Source organism: Lampropedia aestuarii, from assembly GCF_004803635.1.
Lineage (GTDB): Bacteria > Pseudomonadota > Gammaproteobacteria > Burkholderiales > Burkholderiaceae_C > Lampropedia > Lampropedia aestuarii.
In genome coordinates, this window is the sequence record NZ_SSWX01000004.1 from 1 (window position 1) to 19,683 (window position 19,683).

Below are 19,683 nucleotides of genomic sequence, written 5' to 3' on the forward strand. Positions count from 1 at the left end.
TTTGAAATATTTCGAATTTCTTTTCCTCACCTAAAAACCTGATCTCTCAAATTTTTATCAGCGAAGCCCGCTAGTGTATCACGGTTTTAAGACTCTCAGAAAAACTTTTCTTCGAATCCTTTCGCAACCTCTGCCATCAGCTTCTTTCAAAACCAACGCTGTCTGTCGCGAAGGGCGCAACTATAGCGCAGTTTGCCCCCAGGTTTGCACAAAATATACAAAAACAGCGAATTATTTGAAGAGGCCATGGTTAGTGGCCATGCAGCCAGCCAGTATTCCACATCTGACATGGTGGCAGTGCGTCTATGCGTCTATTTCAGACGTCCGCTCTGCCAGTCGCAACCCTAAGCCAAGCATGTAAGCACCTTGGGAATCAAAAAAATTTGATTATTGCTACAATATAACGTTCAATCCAAAAATCAGGCTGTCGTGTGAAGTCATACATGCAAGCGACATAGGTCAAGGTCTGGCTCGGCACACCTCAATATAGGCATGCCTAGTTAGATCCAGTCTTCACGCGGCGGCAACCTGGTTGGTCACAAACCTTATTCTCGACATCGAGGTTGATGCATCGCCATGACTTTTGCCTTGACAGCAATTTATCGCTGGGAATACAGCGATACCCTCACCAGCTATGCCATCCGTTTCTATCGTGCTTTTCGCACGCTGATCGTTTGGTAAAAGCCTGCCGCTGCGCTTGCGGGGCTGCTGATTGATTTCACCGCATGCTGCCAGCCTTAGCGAGCATGGTGAAATTTCAATGGATTCAGCCAGCACACGCATAGCAGCCTGGCTTTCGATGAGCTCCTCAGGCAGGAGCTTTCATCCCTTGCCTTGAGCACCCTCTAGTTCTTCTTTGCTCTGCACAGCCACATTGATGTATGTGTTCTGCATGCTTTGATAGCTAGCAACTGGCGGTGGCTTTAGGCAGAGCTTCCATCCTGGGATCAGGCTTGCGGCTTGAACCTCGTCCAGCAACTCAGCTCATTACTGGAGTTTTCCTTGTCCACGTCCAACACCGTTGCCCAATGGCAAACACCTTACTACCGCATTGATGAGCAGCAGCTGCTTGTCAATATGCAGCGCATTGAACGCTTGCGTGAGCTTTCAGGTGCTAAGGCTTTGCTGGCACTGAAGTGCTTTTCGACTTGGTCGGTATTTCCTTTAATGCGGCAATACATGGATGGGAGTACCTCGTCATCGTTGCACGAAGTCAAGCTGGGCTACCAAAAGTTTGGTGGTGAGACCCATGCATACTCAGTGGCGTTTGCAGCGCATGAGATGGATGAGGTACTGGCCAACAGCGACAAGATCATTTTCAACTCACTGGGGCAATTAGAGCGTTTTGGCGCGGCTGCGCAAGCGGCTGATAAACCGATCGGCCTGCGCGTGAATCCTGGCAAGAGCAATTCGCCTTATTTGCTGGCAGACCCAGCAAGACCGCACAGCCGCTTGGGCGAGACCGACCCAGAAAAAATCGCGGCAGTTATCGACCAGCTCAGTGGTTTCATGTTCCACAACAATTGTGAGAACCGCAGCTTTGACAGTTTTGATGCAATGCTCAGCCATATTGAGGCACGTTTTGGCCATTTGCTGCAGCAAGTGCAGTGGGTCAGCCTTGGTGGTGGCATCCATTTCTGCGATCCAGGCTACCCTTTGGAGTCTTTGGCCGAGCGCTTACGCCTCTTTGCAGCCAAGTACCAAGTGCAGGTTTATCTGGAGCCGGGCGAAGCTTCAATTACCGGTAGCGCCACGCTCGAGGTATCGGTGCTGGATATCAGCACCAACGGCAAACATTTGGCGATTGTCGACAGCTCGACCGAAGCGCACATGCTCGACTTGCTGATCTACGGCCTCCACGCACGCATTGAACCCAATACTGGCGAGCACAGCTATTTGGTGTGCGGCAAAACCTGCTTGGCGGGCGATATTTTTGGTGAGTTCCGTTTTGAGCAGCCACTGCAGGTGGGCGACCGCATCAGCATCCAAGATGCAGCAGGCTACACAATGGTGAAAAAGAATTGGTTCAACGGCGTAGGCATGCCCTCGATTGTGGTGGCTCGCCTGGACGGTCGCGAAGAACTGGTTCAGTCATTTGGATTTGACGACTACGTCAACAGCCTTTCATAACCTGCCAGGTTGTGAAAGCCATGCCGCAATGTTGCGGTGATTCTGATAGGGGGCTTTGTGCGCAATGAAGAAACATGTTTTGATTATCGGCGCTGGTGGAGTTGGTCAGGTAGCGGCACATAAGTGCGCGCAACACAACCGTTTATTGGGCGATATCCATATCGCCTCGCGCAACATTAAGAAGTGCTTGGCAGTGATTGACAGCGTGCATGAAAAAGGCGCGCTACAAAATCCCAAAGGGGTGCTCAAAGCACACCAGCTCGATGCCATGGACACGGCCGCAGTGCGCCGTCTGATTGAGCATACTGGGGCACAAATCGTCATCAACCTGGGCCATGCATTTGTGAATATGTCGGTCCTGCAGGCATGTATAGAGACTGGCGCAGCCTATCTGGACACCGCCATCCATGAGGATCCAGAGAAGATCTGCGAGACACCGCCTTGGTACGCCAACCACGAATGGAAGCGCAAAGCCATTTGTGCAGACCGAGGCATTACGGCCATTCTTGGTTGCGGTTTTGATCCCGGCGTAGTCAACGCCTACGCGGCACTCGCAGTGCACGAATACTTTGATACAGTGGATTCGATTGACATCATCGACATCAATGCGGGCAGCCATGGCAAATACTTTGCGACCAACTTCAATCCGGAAATCAACTTCCGCGAATTTACCGGTCAAGTCTGGTCCTGGCAAAACAGCCAATGGCGCTCAAACAAAATGTTTGAAATCCAGCGCACCGACGATTTACCGGTAGTGGGCAAGCAAACGGCTTACCTCACAGGACACGATGAGCTGCATTCGCTCTCGCAGAACCTGAATGTGCCCAATATCCGCTTTTGGATGGGCTTTGGTGAACACTACATCAATGTGTTTACGGTGCTGCGCAATATCGGTCTGCTATCTGAAAAGCCGGTCACATTGGACAATGGTCAGCAAGTCGTGCCATTGCAACTGGTCAAAGCCGTGCTGCCAGATCCTGCCTCTTTAGCCCCGGGCTATATCGGCAAGACCTGCATTGGCAACCTGGTCAAAGGCCATAAAGACGGACAGGCACGCGAGGTGTTTGTCTACAACGTGGCTGACCACGTTGAGGCCTTTGCTGAAGTAGGCAGCCAAGGCATTTCTTACACTGCTGGCGTGCCTGCCGTAGCGGCGGCCATCCTGATCGCTCAAGGCACTTGGGATGTGCAGAAAATGGTCAACGTCGAAGAGCTGCCCTACCAGCCTTTCATCAATCTGATGAACCAGATGGGCCTGACAACGCATCTGCGTGAAGCAGGCCAAGACGACTGCCTGATCAGCTTTGATCTGGCAGAGCTGGATGCAAGCTAATAGCTAATAACAAAAAGCTATCCAGCCAAACACCGCATGCGATAGACGGCATGCACTTGAGACAAGGGGCTTGCCAGTGGCAACCCCTTTTCGCATCCGCCTTGTCCGCATTGCGCCGGGATAATTTAACGATTTATTGAAAAATCAAGATTTTAGATAACAAATAATCTACAAATACTTGAATTGTGAACCTTTTTTAACATGCTTGACTGGCGAATCAAGCGCAAATTAACATTTGCGCACTTGAATATTTTCAATTCGCTGCAATGAAATCGCACCACATTCAACTCTTTGCGGACCACTTCCAGTTCTACCTGAAGGACGAGCGTGTCCCCGGTAATCTTTCCGAAGCTTGGAATCGCAGCGCCCTTCAACGCATGCTGGCCGTCTCCGATGGGGTGGTCGGAATCAGCACCGTACGCAATACCGCAATTCCGGTGACTTTGGAGCTGCTGGACGCCGCACCTGAGACCGATCTGGCCGAGTTTGACCATGTCGCCGAAGCATCGTTGGTGATCACCAATGGGCCACTGGTAGTAGCCGGTTGTCGCGATTATTTTCCAGACGCACCGCGTTTTGATGTCAGCAGCGGAACCTACCAAGTGCGCCTGAGTGCCTCAGGTTTGCGCAATCTATCCGAGGATGGCATGAACGGCGATGACCATTATTTGCTGCAACTGTGGCAGGCGCCATTTCGCGAGCCCATCACACTGAAGCAGGCGTCTTGAATCGCACGATAAAAAAGGGCAATGCATGCTAGAGTGGCTGCATTGCCCTTTTCGATCTTGTATTCATGACCTTATTCATTACGCCAAGCACAGAACGTTTGCAATTGCGGCAATGGCGTGACAGCGACCGCAGTCCATTTGCCGCCCTCAACGCCGACCCGCAAGTAATGGAGTTTTTCCCCGAGCCACTGAGCCGCTCGCAAAGCGATGCAATAGCCGATCGCTGTGAAAGCCTGATTGAGCAGAATGGCTGGGGGTTTTGGGCCGTGGAATTAAAAAGCACCGGACAATTCATCGGCTTTGTGGGCTTGCACCGGCCCATTGATGCACTTCCCTTTGCGCCTTGTGTAGAAATTGGTTGGCGGCTCGCTCCTGCCTTCTGGGGCCGCGGCTTGGCCACCGAAGCTGCCCACGCCTGTCTGCAAACAGGCTTCTCAACCCTGGGATTGACCGAAATCGTAGCGTTTACGGCTGAGCCGAATCTGCGCTCACGCGCAGTGATGGAGCGCCTGGGCATGCAAGCCGATGGGCTGTTCGAGCATCCAAGCCTAGCGCCGGGCCATGCGTTGCGAACGCATTGCTTGTACCGACTGGCGCGCAGCGCCTACCAGCCGCACGGGGGCAGTGCTATGCCAATGGCTAGCAATAACTAACAATAACTTGCAATAACCAGCCATTAAGACTGCGGCGCATCAGGCTGAGCCATCGGCGCAGCCTGAGCAAACGCAGCCTGTGCGATGCAATGGTCGTACACGGCTTGCGCCAGCGGATAAGCGCTGACATCGCATTGCATACGCAGTGCATTGGCAAACTGCGGCACCAGGCAGCAATCGGCCCAGGTCGGCTGCGTGCCAAACGCGTAAGGACCTACGCCACCACGGGCGCGCTCATTGACAAGCAATTGTTCAACGGCCATCAGGCCTTCGGCAATCCAGTGCGCATACCATGCCTGCTTTTGCGCATCGCTGACACCCAACTCAGACTGCAGATAGCGCAGCACACGCTGGTTGTTGATCGGGTGGATGTCGCAGGCCACAGCAAAGCCCAACTCCATCACGCGCGCACGCGCCTGCACGTCTTTGGGCAATAAGGCTGGGCTGGGCTGGGTTTGCTCCAGATAATCCAAAATCGCCATTGACTGGCTCAGAGAAAAATCGCCCTCAACCAACAAAGGCACACCACCTGCCGGGTTGCGCTGCAAAAAGGCATCAGAGCGCTGCTCAAGCGTGCGCAAATTGACGGGAATGTAATGAAAATCCACGCCTTTGAGCGCCAGCGCAATGCGCACGCGGTAAGACGTTGAGCTATAAAAATAATTGTACAAATCCATGCTTATCTCCTGGGGCTGTGGATGTTGTCAGCCCATTAACGCAGCTGCAAGCCCTTGCGCCTGATGCGCCCAGGCTTGTGCATGCCATGACTTAACTACGGCGTGCCAACAATTGCTCTGGCAATTCACGCAACGCAGCCGTGTAAGCATTATCTGGAAAATTGGCCAGCGCCAACAGCGCACGGCGGGCTTCGTCATGGGCAGCTTGACGCGCCACATCCATCGCACCGGTGCTGCGCACAATCGCCACCACATCAGCCAGTTGCTCGGTCGAGCCTTGCTCAATCGCGCTGCGCACAGTTTGGGCTTGCTCGGGCGTGCCTCGCTGCATAGCCACGATCAAAGGCAGGGTCGATTTGCCTTCGCGCAAATCGTCGCCGACGTTTTTGCCCATCTCACCGGCGCTGCCGTCGTAGTCCAACACATCGTCAATGATTTGAAAGGCCGTACCCAAGGCCTGGCCATAGGTCGCGGCAGCCTGCTCCAAGCCTTCTGGAGCGCCTGCGAGAATCGCGCCCACTTGGGTGCTGGCTTCAAACAGCTTGGCCGTTTTGGAGCGAATCACTTGCAGATAGCCAGCTTCGTCCAAAGAAGCGTCGTGCATGTTGAGCAGTTGCTGCACCTCACCCTCAGCGATGATATTGGTGGCAGCAGCCACGACCTGCATGACACGAATATTGCCGGTCTCAACCATCATCTCAAAGGCTCTGGAGTGCAGAAAGTCGCCTACAAGCACACTGGCTGGATTGCCAAAGCTTTCATTGGCAGTTGGCCGGCCACGGCGCATCGTCGACTCATCGACTACATCGTCGTGCAACAGCGTTGCCGTGTGGATGAACTCCATCATGGCGGCCATTTCATGGTGAAAGCGGCCTTGGTAACCCAAGGCATTGGCCACCAACAGCAGCATCGCGGGACGCAAACGCTTGCCGCCAGCGGAAATAATGTAACGCGCGACTTGCCCAATCAAGGGCACATTGGTGGTCAAGCGGGCCGCAATGACTTCGTCCACTGCGGCCATATCTGAAGCTACCAGCGTCAAACCTTGATTACTGCTTGTCATTGAATCACTTGCAAAAACGAATAGGAAATCTGTATGCCATCGGGTTGCTGCCTCGGACTCGCCCAAGAACGCACTACATCGGCAGCGATGCCAGCGCCCACCCCTGCTGAGCATCAGCAAAAAGTATTATAGGGAGGTTCCCTGAGCTGTTAGGGAAGCTCTGGTTGTCTCAGAACCTGTTTACGATCTTTTCACAGTCACCCAAGGCACAAAAAAGAGGCATCGCCATAATAAGAACGCTTATTACCCGCCTTTCCATACCAATCAGCATCTAGACCGGCATTTCAGGGGCTTGCATTCACAAATGCGCGCGAACAGGCCATACTTGGCACCTAAATGCTCGCGTTGGCAGTTGCAACACCTGCCGGCCAAGAATCCTGCTGAATGCGTTAATGGCTAAATCATCCATGCGACGCCATTCTTCCTGTCCGATCAAGCCAAGCTCTTTGCGCTGAACTTGGTGTTTTATGAAAGAGTACGCCATGCAAGGCAACCCTAAAGTCATTGAAGCACTCACCCACTTGCTGCGCGGTGAACTGGCCGCCCGCGATCAGTACTTCTACCATTCACGCCGCTACGAAGACTTGGGCCTGAAAAAGCTCTACGAGCGTCTGAACCATGAAATGGAAGAAGAGACGCAACACGCCGACGACATCATGCGACGCTTGTTCATGATCGAAGGCAAGCCCGATATGCGTCCGCTGGAATTCACTCCTGGCAATGAAGTGATCGAGATGCTGCAAAAAGATTTGGACACCGAAATTGAAGTGCGCGACCGCCTGCGCAATGCGATGCGTTTGTGTGAAGCCGAAGGCGACTATGTCACACGCGACATCTTGTTGAAGCAACTCATTGACACCGAAGAAGACCATGCCTACTGGTTGGAGCAGCAGCTGAGCCTGATTCAAAAAATCGGGCTGGAGAACTACACCCAGTCGCAAATGGGCTAAGTTCAGCGCTTGACTGCAGCCAGCCCAGCCCCATCAACGCACAGTATGGGGCCGCTGGGCTGGTTGCATTATTTGCGGGCCGATTGCTGCTTGGCTGGCTGGGCCGCGCGGTAAATCACCAGTCGTTGGCCTGTGCGGAACTTGGCATTGCGGCCCACATTGTTCCAGCGCGCCACATCGGCAGCAGACACTTTGTATTTGCGTGCCAAGGTCGCCACCGTTTCGCCCTTGCGGGCCACGACCGCCACCCGTGTGCCACTGCCCTGGCCACGCCCTGCCGAGGCCAGTTTCAACTGACCACTGTGGGCAATTTCGGCAGCCACATCGGTCAACAAAGAGGCGGTGCGCGGCACCAGCAGCGCAGCACCGGCATCGATCAGCATGCCAGAAGGAATCAGATTGACCGAGCGCAAAACGGTTTCTTCAACACCGACTTTTTTGGCCACTTCAGCAACCGCCATGCGCTGCGGCGCAGTCCACACGGTCCAGCTGGCCAAGCGCGCATCTTGCAAGGTGGCTAAATTGGCTTTGAAGATCTGGGCGTTATCCCATGGCAACAAGACCTCGGGAGTGGCGGCGGCAAAAATGGTCGGGCCTTTGTAGGCTGGGTTGAGCTGGCGGAAATCGCTCTCGCTCACACCAGCCAGCTCGGCCACACGCAGCACATCCATGTCCCGTGTAATGCGCACCGATTCAAAATACGCATGGTTGCCAATGTCGGCGAGTTTGACACCGTAGGCCTGGGGGTCATTGACGATGTTTTTTAGCGCCTGCAGCTTGGGCACATACCAGCGCGTCTCTTCTGGCATCGTCAGCTCGGTATAGCCTGTGCCCAAACTCAGGCCTTCATTTTTGGCCTGAGCCCGGCTGACACTGCCCTCACCCCAGTTATAGGCAGCCAAGGCCAAATGCCAGTCACCAAACATGTCGTAGAGCTTTTGCAGATAGTCCAACGCGGCGCGGGTGGAGGCCTGGATGTCACGGCGGTCGTCACGGAACGCGTTTTGGGTCAGATCAAAATAGGTGCCCGTGGCCGGCATGAACTGCCACATGCCTGCGGCCTTGGCACTGGAGACGGCAACCGGGTTATAGGCACTCTCGACAAAAGGCAGCAGCGCCAATTCGGTCGGCATGCCTCTGCGCTCCAACTCCTCGACAATATAGAACAGGTATTTGCCTGAGCGCTCGGTCATGTGGGTGAGTGCCTCGGGCCGGCTGGCATACCATTGCTCGCGGTCGCTGACCAAATCGGTGCTGAGGTCTGGCATCGTAAAACCGGCGCGCATGCGCGTCCACACATCTTGCGCCGGCTCTTGGCGGCGTACCGTCCAGCCAACCAAGGTCATGCGTTGAATCGGGCTCAACGCGCCGGAGGGAATATCAGGCGCCAACGCCGCCTGCGGCGTTGGCGAGGTCATGGCACAACCGGCAATCACAATGGCCAGCGCGGCGCTCGCAAGCAGTCTCCATAGTGCTATCACTGGGGGATTACCTTTAAGAAATCAAACAATCGACGCCTCTGCAATACAGGCGCAAGCATGCGTTGTGCGCTGTACAGCGCAAAAAACGCACGTCGCCATGCCGCCTGCGTGCCTCACTGACTCAAGAAAGCAGCGCAACGGGGGGAGTGCGAAACTTGGAGGAAATGAGCGTTTATACCAGAGTCGCCCCAGCCCAAGGCTCGATTATTCACCCACGCGTGAACAATCGTGTCACACGCACCGTGTGCAGATACGCTTGCACACGGCTGACGCGAACTATCAACAATCGCAACAGGCCCCCCTGCAAGTGCTACCAAATAGCACCCCGGGCATCAATGCGCAGCAGCCGCTCGACCACGCCCTGCGTCAAGCCGCCCCGCACACCGACCATCGCATCGTGCAAATTGATCGTTGGATCACAGTGCCCTGGCACCAACCACAAGGCCTGCCCCAGCTCGGGCAACACTGCGCCTGGCTGCGCATGGATCAGGCCATGCTCATCACCGCCGTTGCCAAATACCAGCGTGGGCGGTTGGCCGGCATTCCAGACCAGCGGCAGGCCAGAGTCAATGGCATGGCTTTTGTGGCCTGCGTCCACCACCGCATGGCCAGCAGCCCGTGAGATCACCTGCGTTTTCACAAACAAAGCCGGCTCGAACGCCGGCTGGCCAACTGTTGACTCTACCCTGGTGTAATGCGCATCCATCAGCGCAAAAGAACCTGGCTGCAATTCGCTATACAGGCCGCTGGCCGCTTCCAGCGCACAGGTACCACTGCCAGCGCCAGTCACCGTAAAACCACTAAAACCAACGCCCTGCAAGGCATCGATGGTCTGCTTGACCAACGCATACACCGCCGCCATCGTCTGCTGGCGCGCAGTTGCCTCTTCAATGTGCTGGGCGCCACCGTGGTAGGCATGCAGGCCAGCAAAACGCAAGCCCGCCTGCTGCGCGATGGCTTGCGCCAGCACCACCACCGCTTGCGGCGTGGCAACGCCTGCGCGATTTTGGCCGACATTGAGCTCCACCAGCACATCAACCATCGGCCCTGTGTCTGGCAAGTTCGACGTGGCCTGTTGCACGCTGCTGGCCAACGCCTGCAGACCTTGCAGGCTGTCAACCGCTATGGCCAACTGGCCACCACGCTGGCGCAGCGCAATCGCCAGTTGTGCTGCGCGCGCCAGCTTGCTGGCAGAGACAATTTCGTTGCTGATAAAAATATCGTCAATGCCGCCAGCGGCCATGGCCTCGGCTTCTGAGATTTTTTGCACGCAGCAGCCGCGTGAGCCCGCATCGATCAGTTGCTTGGCCAGTGCCGCACATTTGTGCATCTTTGCATGGGCACGCCAATGCACGCCATGCCGCGCTGCCAAAGCCACCATGCGCTGTATATTGCGCTCCATCGCATCCAGGTCGACGACCAAAGTCGGCGTCTCCAACTCGTGCACCGGCAAGCCAGCTGGCACCTGCAACACCCCTGTAAATTGGCCCATCGAATCTCCTTGTCATGCTTAAGAACGTGTTTACGATGCGTTAGTGAAAGCGAGCGCGCCAATACCGCAGCAGGCTGCTTGGCACCTGTTGATCCTCTATGATCTGTGCACCGGTGCAGGCCCAGCTTCAGTATGATGCTGAACAGGCTTTCAACCATCCAAGCCGCATTATTGCCATGAAAATCATTATTTTAGGGGCCGGTCGAATCGGACAGGCAGTTGCCGAGAGCCTGGTGCTCGAGCGCAACGACATCACGGTGATCGACACCAACCTGAAACTCCTGCAAGAGCTGGAGTCCCGCTTTGACTTGCGCGGCGTGGTCGGCAATGGCATTGACCCGGTGGTGTTGTCCGAGGCCGGCGCCAATGACACTGACTTGCTGATTGCATGTGCCTCGACCGACGAGACCAATCTGGCCTGCTGCAAGATCGCCCACATGGTGTTTCGTATCCCGGTGCGCATTGCCAGGGTGCGCTCAGGCGCGTGGATGGAGGACAGCCAGTTGCTCGGCCCCGAAGGCTTTGCCGTTGACCAATGCTTGCGCCCGGAAGACTCACTGACGCGCTATCTCAGCAAACTGGTGGAATTTCCGCAGGCGATGCAAGTGCGCGAATTTGCCGAAGGCCGCGCCGTGCTCACCGCAGCCAGGGCGCGCGCTGCAGCGCCGATGACCAGCCGCACAATTGCCGAAATCCGCGCACTCAATCCCGACTTGCCGATGCGCATCGTCGCCATATACAGGCGCTTTGCCGACCAGCCCGACCGTTTTGTGGCCAGCGAAGGCACCACACGCATTGAGCCTGATGACGAGGTGTTTATCCTGACCACCAGCGATGGCGCCTCTGAAGTGCTACCGCTGCTGACCAAGCCGATTGAGGCACCGGCGCCAACCGTGCGGCGCATCATGATCGTCGACGGCGGCATTGTCGCACTCAAATTGGCACAGCTGCTGACACAGCAACGCAAAGGCTACTACCGCATCAAGGTGGTCGAGCGCAGCCGCGAAGCCAGCATTGCGCTGTCGGCCAAGCTCCCGGAAGATGTGCTGTCGTTCAATGCCGAGGCCACCGACGAGGACTTTTTGGAGCAAGAGAGCATTGAGGAAGTAGATTTGCTGCTGGCCTTGTCCGAAGACGACGAAAACAACATCATGACCTGCCTGCTGGCCAAGCGCATGGGCGCCAAACGGGTACTGGCCATGATCAACCAGCGCAGCTACGCCGATTTGATGCATGGCACGCAAATCGACATTGCGCTCACGCCAGCCCAGGCCATGCTGGGCGAGTTGTTTACCTATGTGCGCCAAGGCGATGTGCAGGCAGTGCACAGCTTACGCCGTGGCGTGGCCGAAGCGCTGGAGCTGGTGGTGCGCGGTGACCGCAAAACCTCGCAAGTGGTGGGCAAAAAAGTAGCCGAGCTCAAACTGCCGCGCGATGTACACATTGGCCTGATTGTGCGCGGCATGGAAGCACCGAACTCGGCAATTGCCAACCAAAGATGGATCGCGACTGCGCCCCAAGACAAAGAAGATGCGCACGCCTTGGGCAGCCCAGTTGCCAGCCTGACGGTGGACGGCGCGCTAGAGGTTCAAGAAGAACCCGTCGTGCGGGTAGACACCGCGGAAACGCCCGCCTCCCACGAGCCAGAAATCATCTTCCCCAATCGCAACACCGTGATTGAGGCGGGCGACCACATTGTTTTCTTCCTGCCCCACAAGCGCTTGGTACGCGAGGTGGAGAAGGTATTTAGCGTCAAACCGACGTTCTTCTAAGCAGCCCTCGACAACACCATGCACAACCTGCTGCCTGTTCTACGCCTTTTGTGTGGCTTGCTTTGCCTGTTCTCTGCCTCCTTGAGTGTGCCATTGGCCACATCGCTCTTGGCAGGGGAGCGCCTCTGGGCCGATTACGCCACACCGATGGTCTTTGGCATGCTGCTGGGGGCTTTTGGCTTTTACCGGCTGCGCTTTTGCAAGCAGGAGCTGCAGCCGCGCCACGGCATCCTGTTGGTGACCTCGGCCTGGTATTTATTACCTGCCTTTGCCGCCATTCCGATCTGGGTCATTAGCCAACAAATTGGCGCGCCCATTGCCGTGGCAGAAGCGTATTTCGAGGCTGTCTCTGGCCTGTCCACTAGTGGCGCAACGATTTACTCAAATCTAGACCAGCTGCCACTGTCGCTCAATATCTGGCGCACGTTCCTGCAGTGGCAGGGTGGCATGGGGATTCTGATTCTGGCCGTCGCAGTGCTGCCTACATTGGGCGTTGGCGGCAGTCAGGTGTTCAAGTCAGAGGTTGCAGGCCCGATCAAGGACACCAAACTCACGCCCCGCATCACACAAACGGCCAAAGGTCTGTGGTCGGTGTATTTAGGCTTGTCGATCGCCTGCTTTCTAGCCTATTGGGCCGCAGGCATGAGCGCACCTAGTGCCTTGATGCACATGTTCACCACCGTCAGCCTGGGCGGCTCTTCGTCCTATGACAGCAGTTTTGGGCAATTCAACTCGCCGCTGCTCGAGAGCATTGCGATACTTGTGATGCTTGTGGCCAGTTGCAACTTTGCGCTGTATTTTGTGGCAATACGCAAACACACCTTGCATGGCTTTTGGCGCGAAGCCGAAGTGCGCGCGACGTTAGGCACACTGGTCATCGGAGGCATTGTCGTCAGTGTGTTTCTGTGGTTGCGCGACATCTACGCGCTACCAGAAGCCTTTCGATTTGGCATGTTCAACACCATTTCGCTGGCTACCACTACCGGTTACGCCACCGCCGATTACGGACAATGGCCCTTGTTTGCGCCGCTTCTGATGCTGCTTTTATCGTCTGTGGCGACCAGCGCTGGCTCAACCGGCGGCGGCATCAAAATGATTCGGGTGTTGATTTTGCTGCAGCAATCCAAGCGCGAATTGATTCGCCTGGTGCACCCGCGCGTCATGAACCCGGTGCGCATCAACGGCGGCATGGTCGATAACAAGGTCATTTTTTCCATCCTTGCCTTCATCCTGTTCTACATCACCGCGATTGTGGTCTTGAGTATGGTGATGGTCTTGACCGGACTGGATGCGGTCACCGCGTTCTCTGCCATTCTGGCCAGTATCAACTGCGCTGGCCCAGGCTTGGGCGAGGTGGGACCTGCGCATAACTACAGTTTCATGAGCGACTTCCAGCTGTTTGTGTGCTCATTTGCCATGGTGCTGGGGCGGCTGGAGATTCTCAGCGTGATGGTGCTGCTGCTGCCTTCGTTCTGGCGGCGCTAAACCAGCGGCAAACAAAAGCCCAGCAAACACTTATTAGCAGGGATTTTTGGTACTGTGTGCTGACAATCCCGTTATTGCACACCAGAACCAAGGCCAAGCGCCCGCAGACCAATGCCATCTGTGAGCGACTCCGCCAAACCTGCCAAAACGCGTTCTACGCCAATGCGGAACGATTGGGTACACAACTACTACACCGAGTGCACCCATTTGCGGCAGGCCAAAACAGCGGGATCGGACAGTGCCAACCATCCCCCAAGAGTCGGCCATCGATTGATGGCTTGCCTGTCAGCTCAAGCCTAGGTGAGACATACAAGCTGCTCTGACGCCCTCAAATTACCCAATTCAAGGGATGTGCAGCTGCACATGTTTCTGTTGTAATCAATTGCATTTTGCAATCAAAAAGAGGAAAAACAATGAAGATAGAGGCCATCTGGCTGCGCATGGCGCTGCTCTGGGTGCTTGGCATAGGCTCTGCCATGGCGAACTCGCCGCCGTATCGCATCCCCGTCGCCAGCAACCCGGCTGTCGCGCTCGATACCACCACCGGGCTGACGTCTTCCGGGCTGATCTGGATGCGCTGCGCCGTGGGTATGGATTTTCACAATACGCCCCCAAATGGCGCATGCGTGACCAATGACCCAGCCGCAGAAGCGTACACCAATCCAGCCCAGGCCTTGTCCTACGCTCAGGCACAGACCGCTGCGGACAATGCCAATAGTGCCAATAACGGCGCTGGCACGCATGGCATCAACACATGGAAGCTTCCTACGATGCAGGAACTGAACTCACTGTTGATGCCAGAAAATTCGCGCCCGCCCAACTATGAAAACACCGTTTTTCCGAATCTTGACACCTCACAACCCTACTGGACAAACTTTCACTTCGGGTTTATGGCAGCCACGGTGGATTTCGCAAGCGGTCGGATGACCACAGGTGCACCACCCGCTACAGGCTATTTGTTGCTCGTGTCCGCACCAGACGCCAACCTGCACACCGTCACGCTGACCGCGGGTGAGCATGGCGTGGTCATCGGCTCCAGCATTCTGGCCGAGTCCAAAACAGGAACCGTCACCTTCGAAGTCCAACCCGACGCAGGCTATGTACTGTCTGCGGTACAGAAGACATCGGGAGACTGTCTGGAAACGGCGTTGCCGATGCTCAACCAGATCACCGCCATCGTCGGCGAGCAGAACTGTGCGCTCACCGCTGAATTCCAACGTGATCCCTCGAAGGTCATGATCACGACGGAAGTGCAGCCCGCCATGGGCGGAAACATCACGTGCTCGCCTGCCGGCCCGTTTTTCCCCAAAGGCAGCAGTGTCATCTGCAAAGCCACCGCCAATGCGGGCTTCACTTTCAAAACTCTGCAGTTGAATAACTCTGCTCCCACAACTGACAATGAGTTGCCAATGACCAACCTGCTCTATGACAGAGTGCTCAAGGCCACGTTCGCCCCCATTACCAGTATCTCCGGCACCACCGTCCCTACACCCGGCACTTCGGGCGTGGCAGGCCCCGCCATGGCCGAGATCGTAGAAGGCGGCGGTTCTGCGTGCCACTTTGATGAAAGCGTCTCGCAATTTGTAGCCGCGCCCACCAGTGGCTTGCCCGCGGGCACCGCCATGCCACAGGGCATGCTGCAGTTCACCTTGAGAGACTGTGATGCCACGCGCGTCACCATGCGCGTGACCTGGCCGCAACCGCTGACAGACGCTCGCAAATTCGGCCTGGCTGAGCAAGGCGCCACTGTGCCCAGCTTGTTTGCGCCCACCGACCTGCATATCAATGGCCACGTCATGACTTACACGCTGCAAGACGGCCAGCTGGGTGACGATGACTGGGCCACCAATGGCGTGATTGTCGACCCCATTGGTGCCACCGTCTTCACCGCTTTGGCAATCACTCCAGCTACGCTGCCCGCCACAATGGCCGATCACCCCATCAGTGTGCAGCTGGCCTCACCGGATGCCGCCGCCCCCGCAGTGTTCAGCAGCGCAAACCTGCCTGCAGGCCTGCTGCTTTCGCCCACAGGGCAACTCACCGGCACTTTGTCTGCTGGTACGTACCCGTTCACCATCAGCGTGGCCGATGCCAATGGCTCCAGCGGCAGCATCACCTACCACTGGGTGGTGTCTGCAGTGCCAGTACCCGTTCCCACACTGAGCGCATGGAGCTTGGTAGTTCTGTTCATGCTACTGGCCATGGTCACCCACAGAGCGCAGAAAACACGCCGGCCACAGCACCAAAGACCACACCAATAAGCCAAACAGGTGCCAAGGACCCAACAACGAATCCCAGTCAGTTAAGCCACTGACTGGGATTTTTTCTTGAGGTACTTGTTTGCGCTCTTTGGACCGCTCTGGGCGGCGCTGGCCGCCTTGGCAACAGCACCGACGCTTAGCGGCCTTTAGTTGCGAATCAAATAGTCAAACGCGCTCAGCGCTGCTTTGGCACCTTCGCCGGCTGCAATGACAATTTGCTTGTATGGCACCGTGGTGCAATCGCCAGCCGCAAACACGCCAGGGATATTGGTCGCGCCGTGGGCATCAACCTCGATCTCACCCGTTTTCGACAAGTTGACTGTGCCTTTGAGCCAGTCCGTATTGGGCAGCAAGCCAATCTGTACAAAAATCCCTTCAAGGTCCAGGCACACCTCTTCGCTGGTTTCGCGATTTTTGTAGAGCAAACCACATACCTTGCCGTCCTTGCCCTGCACTTCGGTGGTTTGGGCGTTGACCAAAATATCCACGTTCGGCAGTGATTTGAGTTTCTTTTGCAGCACTTCATCAGCGCGCAATTGCGGCGCAAACTCCAGCAAAGTGACGTGCTCAACAATACCTGCCAAGTCAATCGCAGCTTCCGCACCCGAGTTACCACCACCAATCACGGCAATGCGTTTGCCTTTGAACAAAGGACCATCGCAGTGCGGGCAGAAGGTCACGCCTTTGGTGCGGTACTGCTCTTCACCGGGCACGCCCATCGAGCGCCAGCGTGCGCCAGTAGACAGCACAATGGTTTTGGACTTCAGGCTCGCGCCGCTCTCAAACTGCACTTCATGCAGCCCACCGGGCGTGGCCGCAGGAATCAGCTTGCTGGCGGTTTGCAGGTTGATGATGTCCACATCATAGTCATTGACGTGCGCTTCCAGCGCGGCGGCAAATTTGGGGCCGTCGGTTTTTGAGATCGAGATGTAGTTCTCAATGTCCATCGTATCGAGCACCTGGCCGCCAAAACGCTGGGCAGCAATGCCTGTGCGAATGCCTTTGCGGGCTGCGTACACACCTGCGGCTGCGCCAGCAGGGCCACCGCCGACGACCAGCACATCGAATGGGGCTTTTTCACTGACCGCTTGAGCAGCTTTGGCCGCAGCGCCGGTGTCGATGCGGGCCACCACTTCGGCCAGCTCCATGCGGCCTTGGCCGAAGTGCTCGCCATTCAAGTAGATGGTGGGCACGCCCATGATCTCGCGCTCTTCAATCTCGTTTTGGTAGAGACCACCATCAATCGCAGTGTGCGTGATGTTCGGATTGAGCACGGTCATCAGGTTCAGTGCCTGAATCACATCTGGGCAGTTGTGGCAGGTGATCGAGTAATAGGTCTCAAAATGGAACCGGCCATCAATGCCTTTGATCTGGTCTTGCAGCGCTTGCGGCTCTTTCGATGGGTGGCCGCCAATTTGCAGCAACGCCAGCACCAAGGAAGTGAATTCGTGGCCCAGCGGCACACCGGCAAAACGCAGACCACTGTCCACTCCAGGATTGGTAATCAGGAAAGAGGGCTTGCGCAGGTCGTCGCCATCCAGGCGCAGCTGGATTTTGTCTGATTGCTGCTGGATTTCTTCCAGCAATGTTTTCATCTCGCGCGCGCCCTCGCTGTCGTCCAGCGAAGCGACCAGCTCAACCGGCTTAGTCAAGCGCTCCAGATAGGCTTTCAATTGGGCTTTGAGGGCGTCGTCCAACATGCTGTATTCCTCGAAAAAAGAGTGTCAATGGCCTAAAAAGCGCCATCAACCAAGTATTGGGGGTATTTTGGGCAAAAAAAAGCCCGAGCGCCCGTGGGCAACTCGGGGCTTTGGATGGGCCGGTTATATTGGTATTCCGGCCTCTTCGCGGGGCGCTTAAATCTTGCCGACCAGATCCAGGGAAGGTGCCAGTGTTTTCTCGCCTTCTTTCCATTTGGCTGGGCACACTTCACCTGGGTGCGCAGCCACGTATTGAGCCGCTTTCAATTTGCGCACAGTCTCTTTCACATCGCGTGCAATGGCGTTGTCATGCACTTCCAGAGTTTTGATCGTGCCCGATGGATCGATGATGAACGTGCCGCGCAGTGCCAGGCCTTCTTCTTCGATATGCACGTCAAATGCACGAGTCAGTTGGTGAGTTGGGTCACCGATCAGTGGGAATTTGGCTTTGCCGACGGCATCCGATGTTTCATGCCACACTTTGTGGGAGAAATGCGTATCGGTGGTGACGATGTACACCTCAGCACCTGCTTTTTGGAAGTCAGCGTAGTTCTCAGCAGCGTCTTCAATCTCGGTTGGGCAGTTGAAGGTGAAGGCCGCTGGCATGAAAATCAGCACAGACCATTTGCCTTGCAAGTCTTTTTCAGTGAGTTCGATGAACTCGCCTTTACCAGTGCGGTTCACAAAAGCATTGACTTTAAATGGCTGGACCTGTGTGTTGATCAAAGACATGATGCATTCCTTTTCATTGGGTTGGTAACTAATCGATGGCTCAAGTGTAGGTGTTCCTAATGGATTGAGCAAATTGAATGATTTGATTGATTTGATAGTTTTTAGGTATTAATGAATCTATCACTCTTAACCTAAGGGCTTCGCAGCAATCCTTCAGCGGCACACCCCAGCAATCTCAGTATCGCACTGGTCGATGAAGCTTCAATGAAGCACTACACCGCCAAGCAATGGCCGACTACAATGGCGGGTTTTCAAGGCATGGGGCAGGCCATCGATTGCCCTTTGCGCATCCACCGCATCCATGTACCCTGCTTACAGGTATTCCATATGGGGGCTGGCTGCGCGTTGTCAAGGTAGTGCTATGAATCTGCTGGTGCTCAAAATGTCGGTGGTACCGCTGGTCATTGCGGTGGTGTCCTTGGCTGGACGGCGTTGGGGCACGCATATTGCGGGCCTACTCAGTGGCTTTCCGGTCGTGGGCGGACCCATCACCATTTTCATCGCTGCGGAACAGGGCCTGGACTTTGGCACGCAAGCTGCGATTGCAGCCATCATGTCGGTCACTTGCTTGCTCAGCTTCAATGTCGCCTACAGCTGGATTTGCCGCCGCCAGGCCTGGCCACTAGCGCTGCTGTTGTCAACCTTGGTATGGACCGCGATGGCCTTGTGCCTAGCCCAGCTGCCAATGACCTGGCCAGTGGCCGTCAGCGTCAGCCTTTTTGCACTGATCGTCACGCCCTATCTGTTTGCGCCGGGTCATGTCGGCCGCCCTGCCACACGCAGCCAGCGTGATTTGCCGCTGCGCATGGCCACTGGGGCTGGTTTGACCTTGCTGATAACCGCTTTGGCAGCGCACTTAGGCCCGACTTGGAGCGGCCTGATTGCCGCTTTCCCTATCATCGGCTTGGTGCTGGTGCTGTTTACACATATCAGCCAAGGTGCCGGACCGGTAGCCCATTTGATGCGTGGCAATGTGCAAGGCCTGTATTCATTTGTGGCCTTTTTCAGTGTGCTGGTCTGGGTCTGGCCACATGGCAGTCTTTTGGCTGGCGTGGCCTTGGCCATTCCTGCGGCTTTTGCCGCCCAGGCAGTGGTGCAAAGCATTGGTTGGTGCCGCAGACGCTGGTGGCCGACACCCTATTCGCTCATCAAAAAATAATGCTCAAGACCAGTCTGGTCAAGACCCTGCCCAGATCAACCAAGTCGGCATGACAGCAGCATGCGCA

Annotated in this window: 15 protein-coding genes; 9 read left to right on the forward strand and 6 right to left on the reverse strand. The window is 55.9% G+C overall.

Annotated features, from left to right (window positions below):
• The first annotated feature begins 1,077 nt into the window (after positions 1 to 1,077).
• The 4 genes from E8K88_RS03945 (at position 1,078) to E8K88_RS03960 (ending at position 4,844) form a co-directional block, all read left to right on the forward strand.
• Positions 1,078 to 2,130 (forward strand): carboxynorspermidine decarboxylase, encoded by a 1,053-nt coding sequence (locus E8K88_RS03945; protein WP_136405521.1) that lies wholly within the window; start codon positions 1,078 to 1,080, stop codon positions 2,128 to 2,130.
• Positions 2,131 to 2,194: 64 nt separating this feature from the next.
• The gene (locus E8K88_RS03950) at positions 2,195 to 3,463 is read left to right on the forward strand and encodes a saccharopine dehydrogenase family protein (protein WP_136405362.1); all 1,269 of its coding nucleotides are present in this window, start codon (positions 2,195 to 2,197) and stop codon (positions 3,461 to 3,463) included.
• Positions 3,464 to 3,729: 266 nt separating this feature from the next.
• Positions 3,730 to 4,191, forward strand: a complete 462-nt coding sequence (locus E8K88_RS03955; RefSeq protein ID WP_136405363.1) for a hypothetical protein — start codon at positions 3,730 to 3,732, stop codon at positions 4,189 to 4,191.
• 65 nt (positions 4,192 to 4,256) lie between these two features.
• Positions 4,257 to 4,844 (forward strand): GNAT family N-acetyltransferase, encoded by a 588-nt coding sequence (locus E8K88_RS03960; RefSeq protein ID WP_136405364.1) that lies wholly within the window; start codon positions 4,257 to 4,259, stop codon positions 4,842 to 4,844.
• 23 nt (positions 4,845 to 4,867) lie between these two features.
• On the opposite strand, the gene maiA is transcribed toward E8K88_RS03960, so the two are convergent.
• Both maiA and E8K88_RS03970 read right to left on the reverse strand, forming a co-directional pair.
• Positions 4,868 to 5,521, reverse strand: a complete 654-nt coding sequence (gene maiA, locus E8K88_RS03965; protein ID WP_136405365.1) for a maleylacetoacetate isomerase — start codon at positions 5,519 to 5,521, stop codon at positions 4,868 to 4,870.
• 91 nt (positions 5,522 to 5,612) lie between these two features.
• Entirely contained in the window at positions 5,613 to 6,542 is a 930-nt protein-coding gene (locus E8K88_RS03970) for a polyprenyl synthetase family protein (RefSeq protein ID WP_136405522.1), read from the reverse strand.
• Positions 6,543 to 7,066: 524 nt separating this feature from the next.
• On the opposite strand from E8K88_RS03970, the gene bfr reads away from it, so the two are divergent.
• Complete coding sequence (gene bfr, locus E8K88_RS03975; RefSeq protein ID WP_136405523.1) at positions 7,067 to 7,534, forward strand: bacterioferritin; 468 nt, start codon at positions 7,067 to 7,069, stop codon at positions 7,532 to 7,534.
• Positions 7,535 to 7,602: 68 nt separating this feature from the next.
• Here bfr and E8K88_RS03980 read toward each other — a convergent pair whose 3' ends face one another.
• Both E8K88_RS03980 and E8K88_RS03985 read right to left on the reverse strand, forming a co-directional pair.
• Entirely contained in the window at positions 7,603 to 8,952 is a 1,350-nt protein-coding gene (locus E8K88_RS03980; protein WP_205880019.1) for a transglycosylase SLT domain-containing protein, read from the reverse strand.
• A gap of 373 nt (positions 8,953 to 9,325) precedes the next feature.
• Positions 9,326 to 10,507: a DSD1 family PLP-dependent enzyme gene (locus E8K88_RS03985; RefSeq protein ID WP_136405366.1), complete on the reverse strand. Its 1,182-nt coding sequence runs from the start codon at positions 10,505 to 10,507 to the stop codon at positions 9,326 to 9,328.
• Positions 10,508 to 10,683: 176 nt separating this feature from the next.
• Here E8K88_RS03985 and trkA point away from each other — a divergent pair, with 176 nt between their 5' ends.
• The 3 genes from trkA to E8K88_RS04000 all read left to right on the forward strand — a co-directional run bounded on the left by trkA (position 10,684) and on the right by E8K88_RS04000 (position 16,025).
• Complete coding sequence (gene trkA, locus E8K88_RS03990) at positions 10,684 to 12,279, forward strand: Trk system potassium transporter TrkA (protein ID WP_136405367.1); 1,596 nt, start codon at positions 10,684 to 10,686, stop codon at positions 12,277 to 12,279.
• A gap of 18 nt (positions 12,280 to 12,297) precedes the next feature.
• Positions 12,298 to 13,764, forward strand: coding sequence for a TrkH family potassium uptake protein (locus tag E8K88_RS03995; protein WP_136405368.1), 1,467 nt, complete (start codon positions 12,298 to 12,300; stop codon positions 13,762 to 13,764).
• A gap of 413 nt (positions 13,765 to 14,177) precedes the next feature.
• Positions 14,178 to 16,025 (forward strand): Lcl domain-containing protein, encoded by a 1,848-nt coding sequence (locus E8K88_RS04000; RefSeq protein WP_136405369.1) that lies wholly within the window; start codon positions 14,178 to 14,180, stop codon positions 16,023 to 16,025.
• Positions 16,026 to 16,171: 146 nt separating this feature from the next.
• Here the strand turns inward: E8K88_RS04000 and ahpF are convergent, their stop codons facing one another.
• Both ahpF and ahpC read right to left on the reverse strand, forming a co-directional pair.
• Entirely contained in the window at positions 16,172 to 17,725 is a 1,554-nt protein-coding gene (gene ahpF / locus E8K88_RS04005) for an alkyl hydroperoxide reductase subunit F (RefSeq protein ID WP_136405370.1), read from the reverse strand.
• Positions 17,726 to 17,881: 156 nt separating this feature from the next.
• The gene (gene ahpC, locus E8K88_RS04010) at positions 17,882 to 18,457 is read right to left on the reverse strand and encodes an alkyl hydroperoxide reductase subunit C (protein WP_136405371.1); all 576 of its coding nucleotides are present in this window, start codon (positions 18,455 to 18,457) and stop codon (positions 17,882 to 17,884) included.
• A 361-nt stretch (positions 18,458 to 18,818) separates the two neighbouring features.
• Between ahpC and E8K88_RS04015 the strand changes: the two genes are divergently transcribed.
• Entirely contained in the window at positions 18,819 to 19,616 is a 798-nt protein-coding gene (locus tag E8K88_RS04015; protein ID WP_136405372.1) for a hypothetical protein, read from the forward strand.
• Positions 19,617 to 19,683 lie beyond the last annotated feature (67 nt).

Excerpts from the sequence above, each read along its gene's own strand:
- ahpF (WP_136405370.1), bottom strand. The coding sequence starts at position 17,725 with ATGTTGGACGACGCCCTCAAAGCCCAATTGAAAGCCTATCTGGAGCGC.
- E8K88_RS03985 (WP_136405366.1), bottom strand. The coding sequence starts at position 10,507 with ATGGGCCAATTTACAGGGGTGTTGCAGGTGCCAGCTGGCTTGCCGGTG.
- E8K88_RS04000 (WP_136405369.1), top strand. The coding sequence starts at position 14,178 with ATGAAGATAGAGGCCATCTGGCTGCGCATGGCGCTGCTCTGGGTGCTT.
- E8K88_RS03945 (WP_136405521.1), top strand. The coding sequence starts at position 1,078 with ATGCAGCGCATTGAACGCTTGCGTGAGCTTTCAGGTGCTAAGGCTTTG.
- trkA (WP_136405367.1), top strand. The coding sequence starts at position 10,684 with ATGAAAATCATTATTTTAGGGGCCGGTCGAATCGGACAGGCAGTTGCC.
- E8K88_RS03970 (WP_136405522.1), bottom strand. The coding sequence starts at position 6,542 with ATGGCCGCAGTGGACGAAGTCATTGCGGCCCGCTTGACCACCAATGTG.
- E8K88_RS04015 (WP_136405372.1), top strand. The coding sequence starts at position 18,819 with ATGAATCTGCTGGTGCTCAAAATGTCGGTGGTACCGCTGGTCATTGCG.
- ahpC (WP_136405371.1), bottom strand. The coding sequence starts at position 18,457 with ATGTCTTTGATCAACACACAGGTCCAGCCATTTAAAGTCAATGCTTTT.
- E8K88_RS03980 (WP_205880019.1), bottom strand. The coding sequence starts at position 8,952 with ATGACCTCGCCAACGCCGCAGGCGGCGTTGGCGCCTGATATTCCCTCC.
- E8K88_RS03955 (WP_136405363.1), top strand. The coding sequence starts at position 3,730 with ATGAAATCGCACCACATTCAACTCTTTGCGGACCACTTCCAGTTCTAC.
- E8K88_RS03995 (WP_136405368.1), top strand. The coding sequence starts at position 12,298 with ATGCACAACCTGCTGCCTGTTCTACGCCTTTTGTGTGGCTTGCTTTGC.
- bfr (WP_136405523.1), top strand. The coding sequence starts at position 7,067 with ATGCAAGGCAACCCTAAAGTCATTGAAGCACTCACCCACTTGCTGCGC.
- E8K88_RS03960 (WP_136405364.1), top strand. The coding sequence starts at position 4,257 with ATGACCTTATTCATTACGCCAAGCACAGAACGTTTGCAATTGCGGCAA.
- maiA (WP_136405365.1), bottom strand. The coding sequence starts at position 5,521 with ATGGATTTGTACAATTATTTTTATAGCTCAACGTCTTACCGCGTGCGC.
- E8K88_RS03950 (WP_136405362.1), top strand. The coding sequence starts at position 2,195 with ATGAAGAAACATGTTTTGATTATCGGCGCTGGTGGAGTTGGTCAGGTA.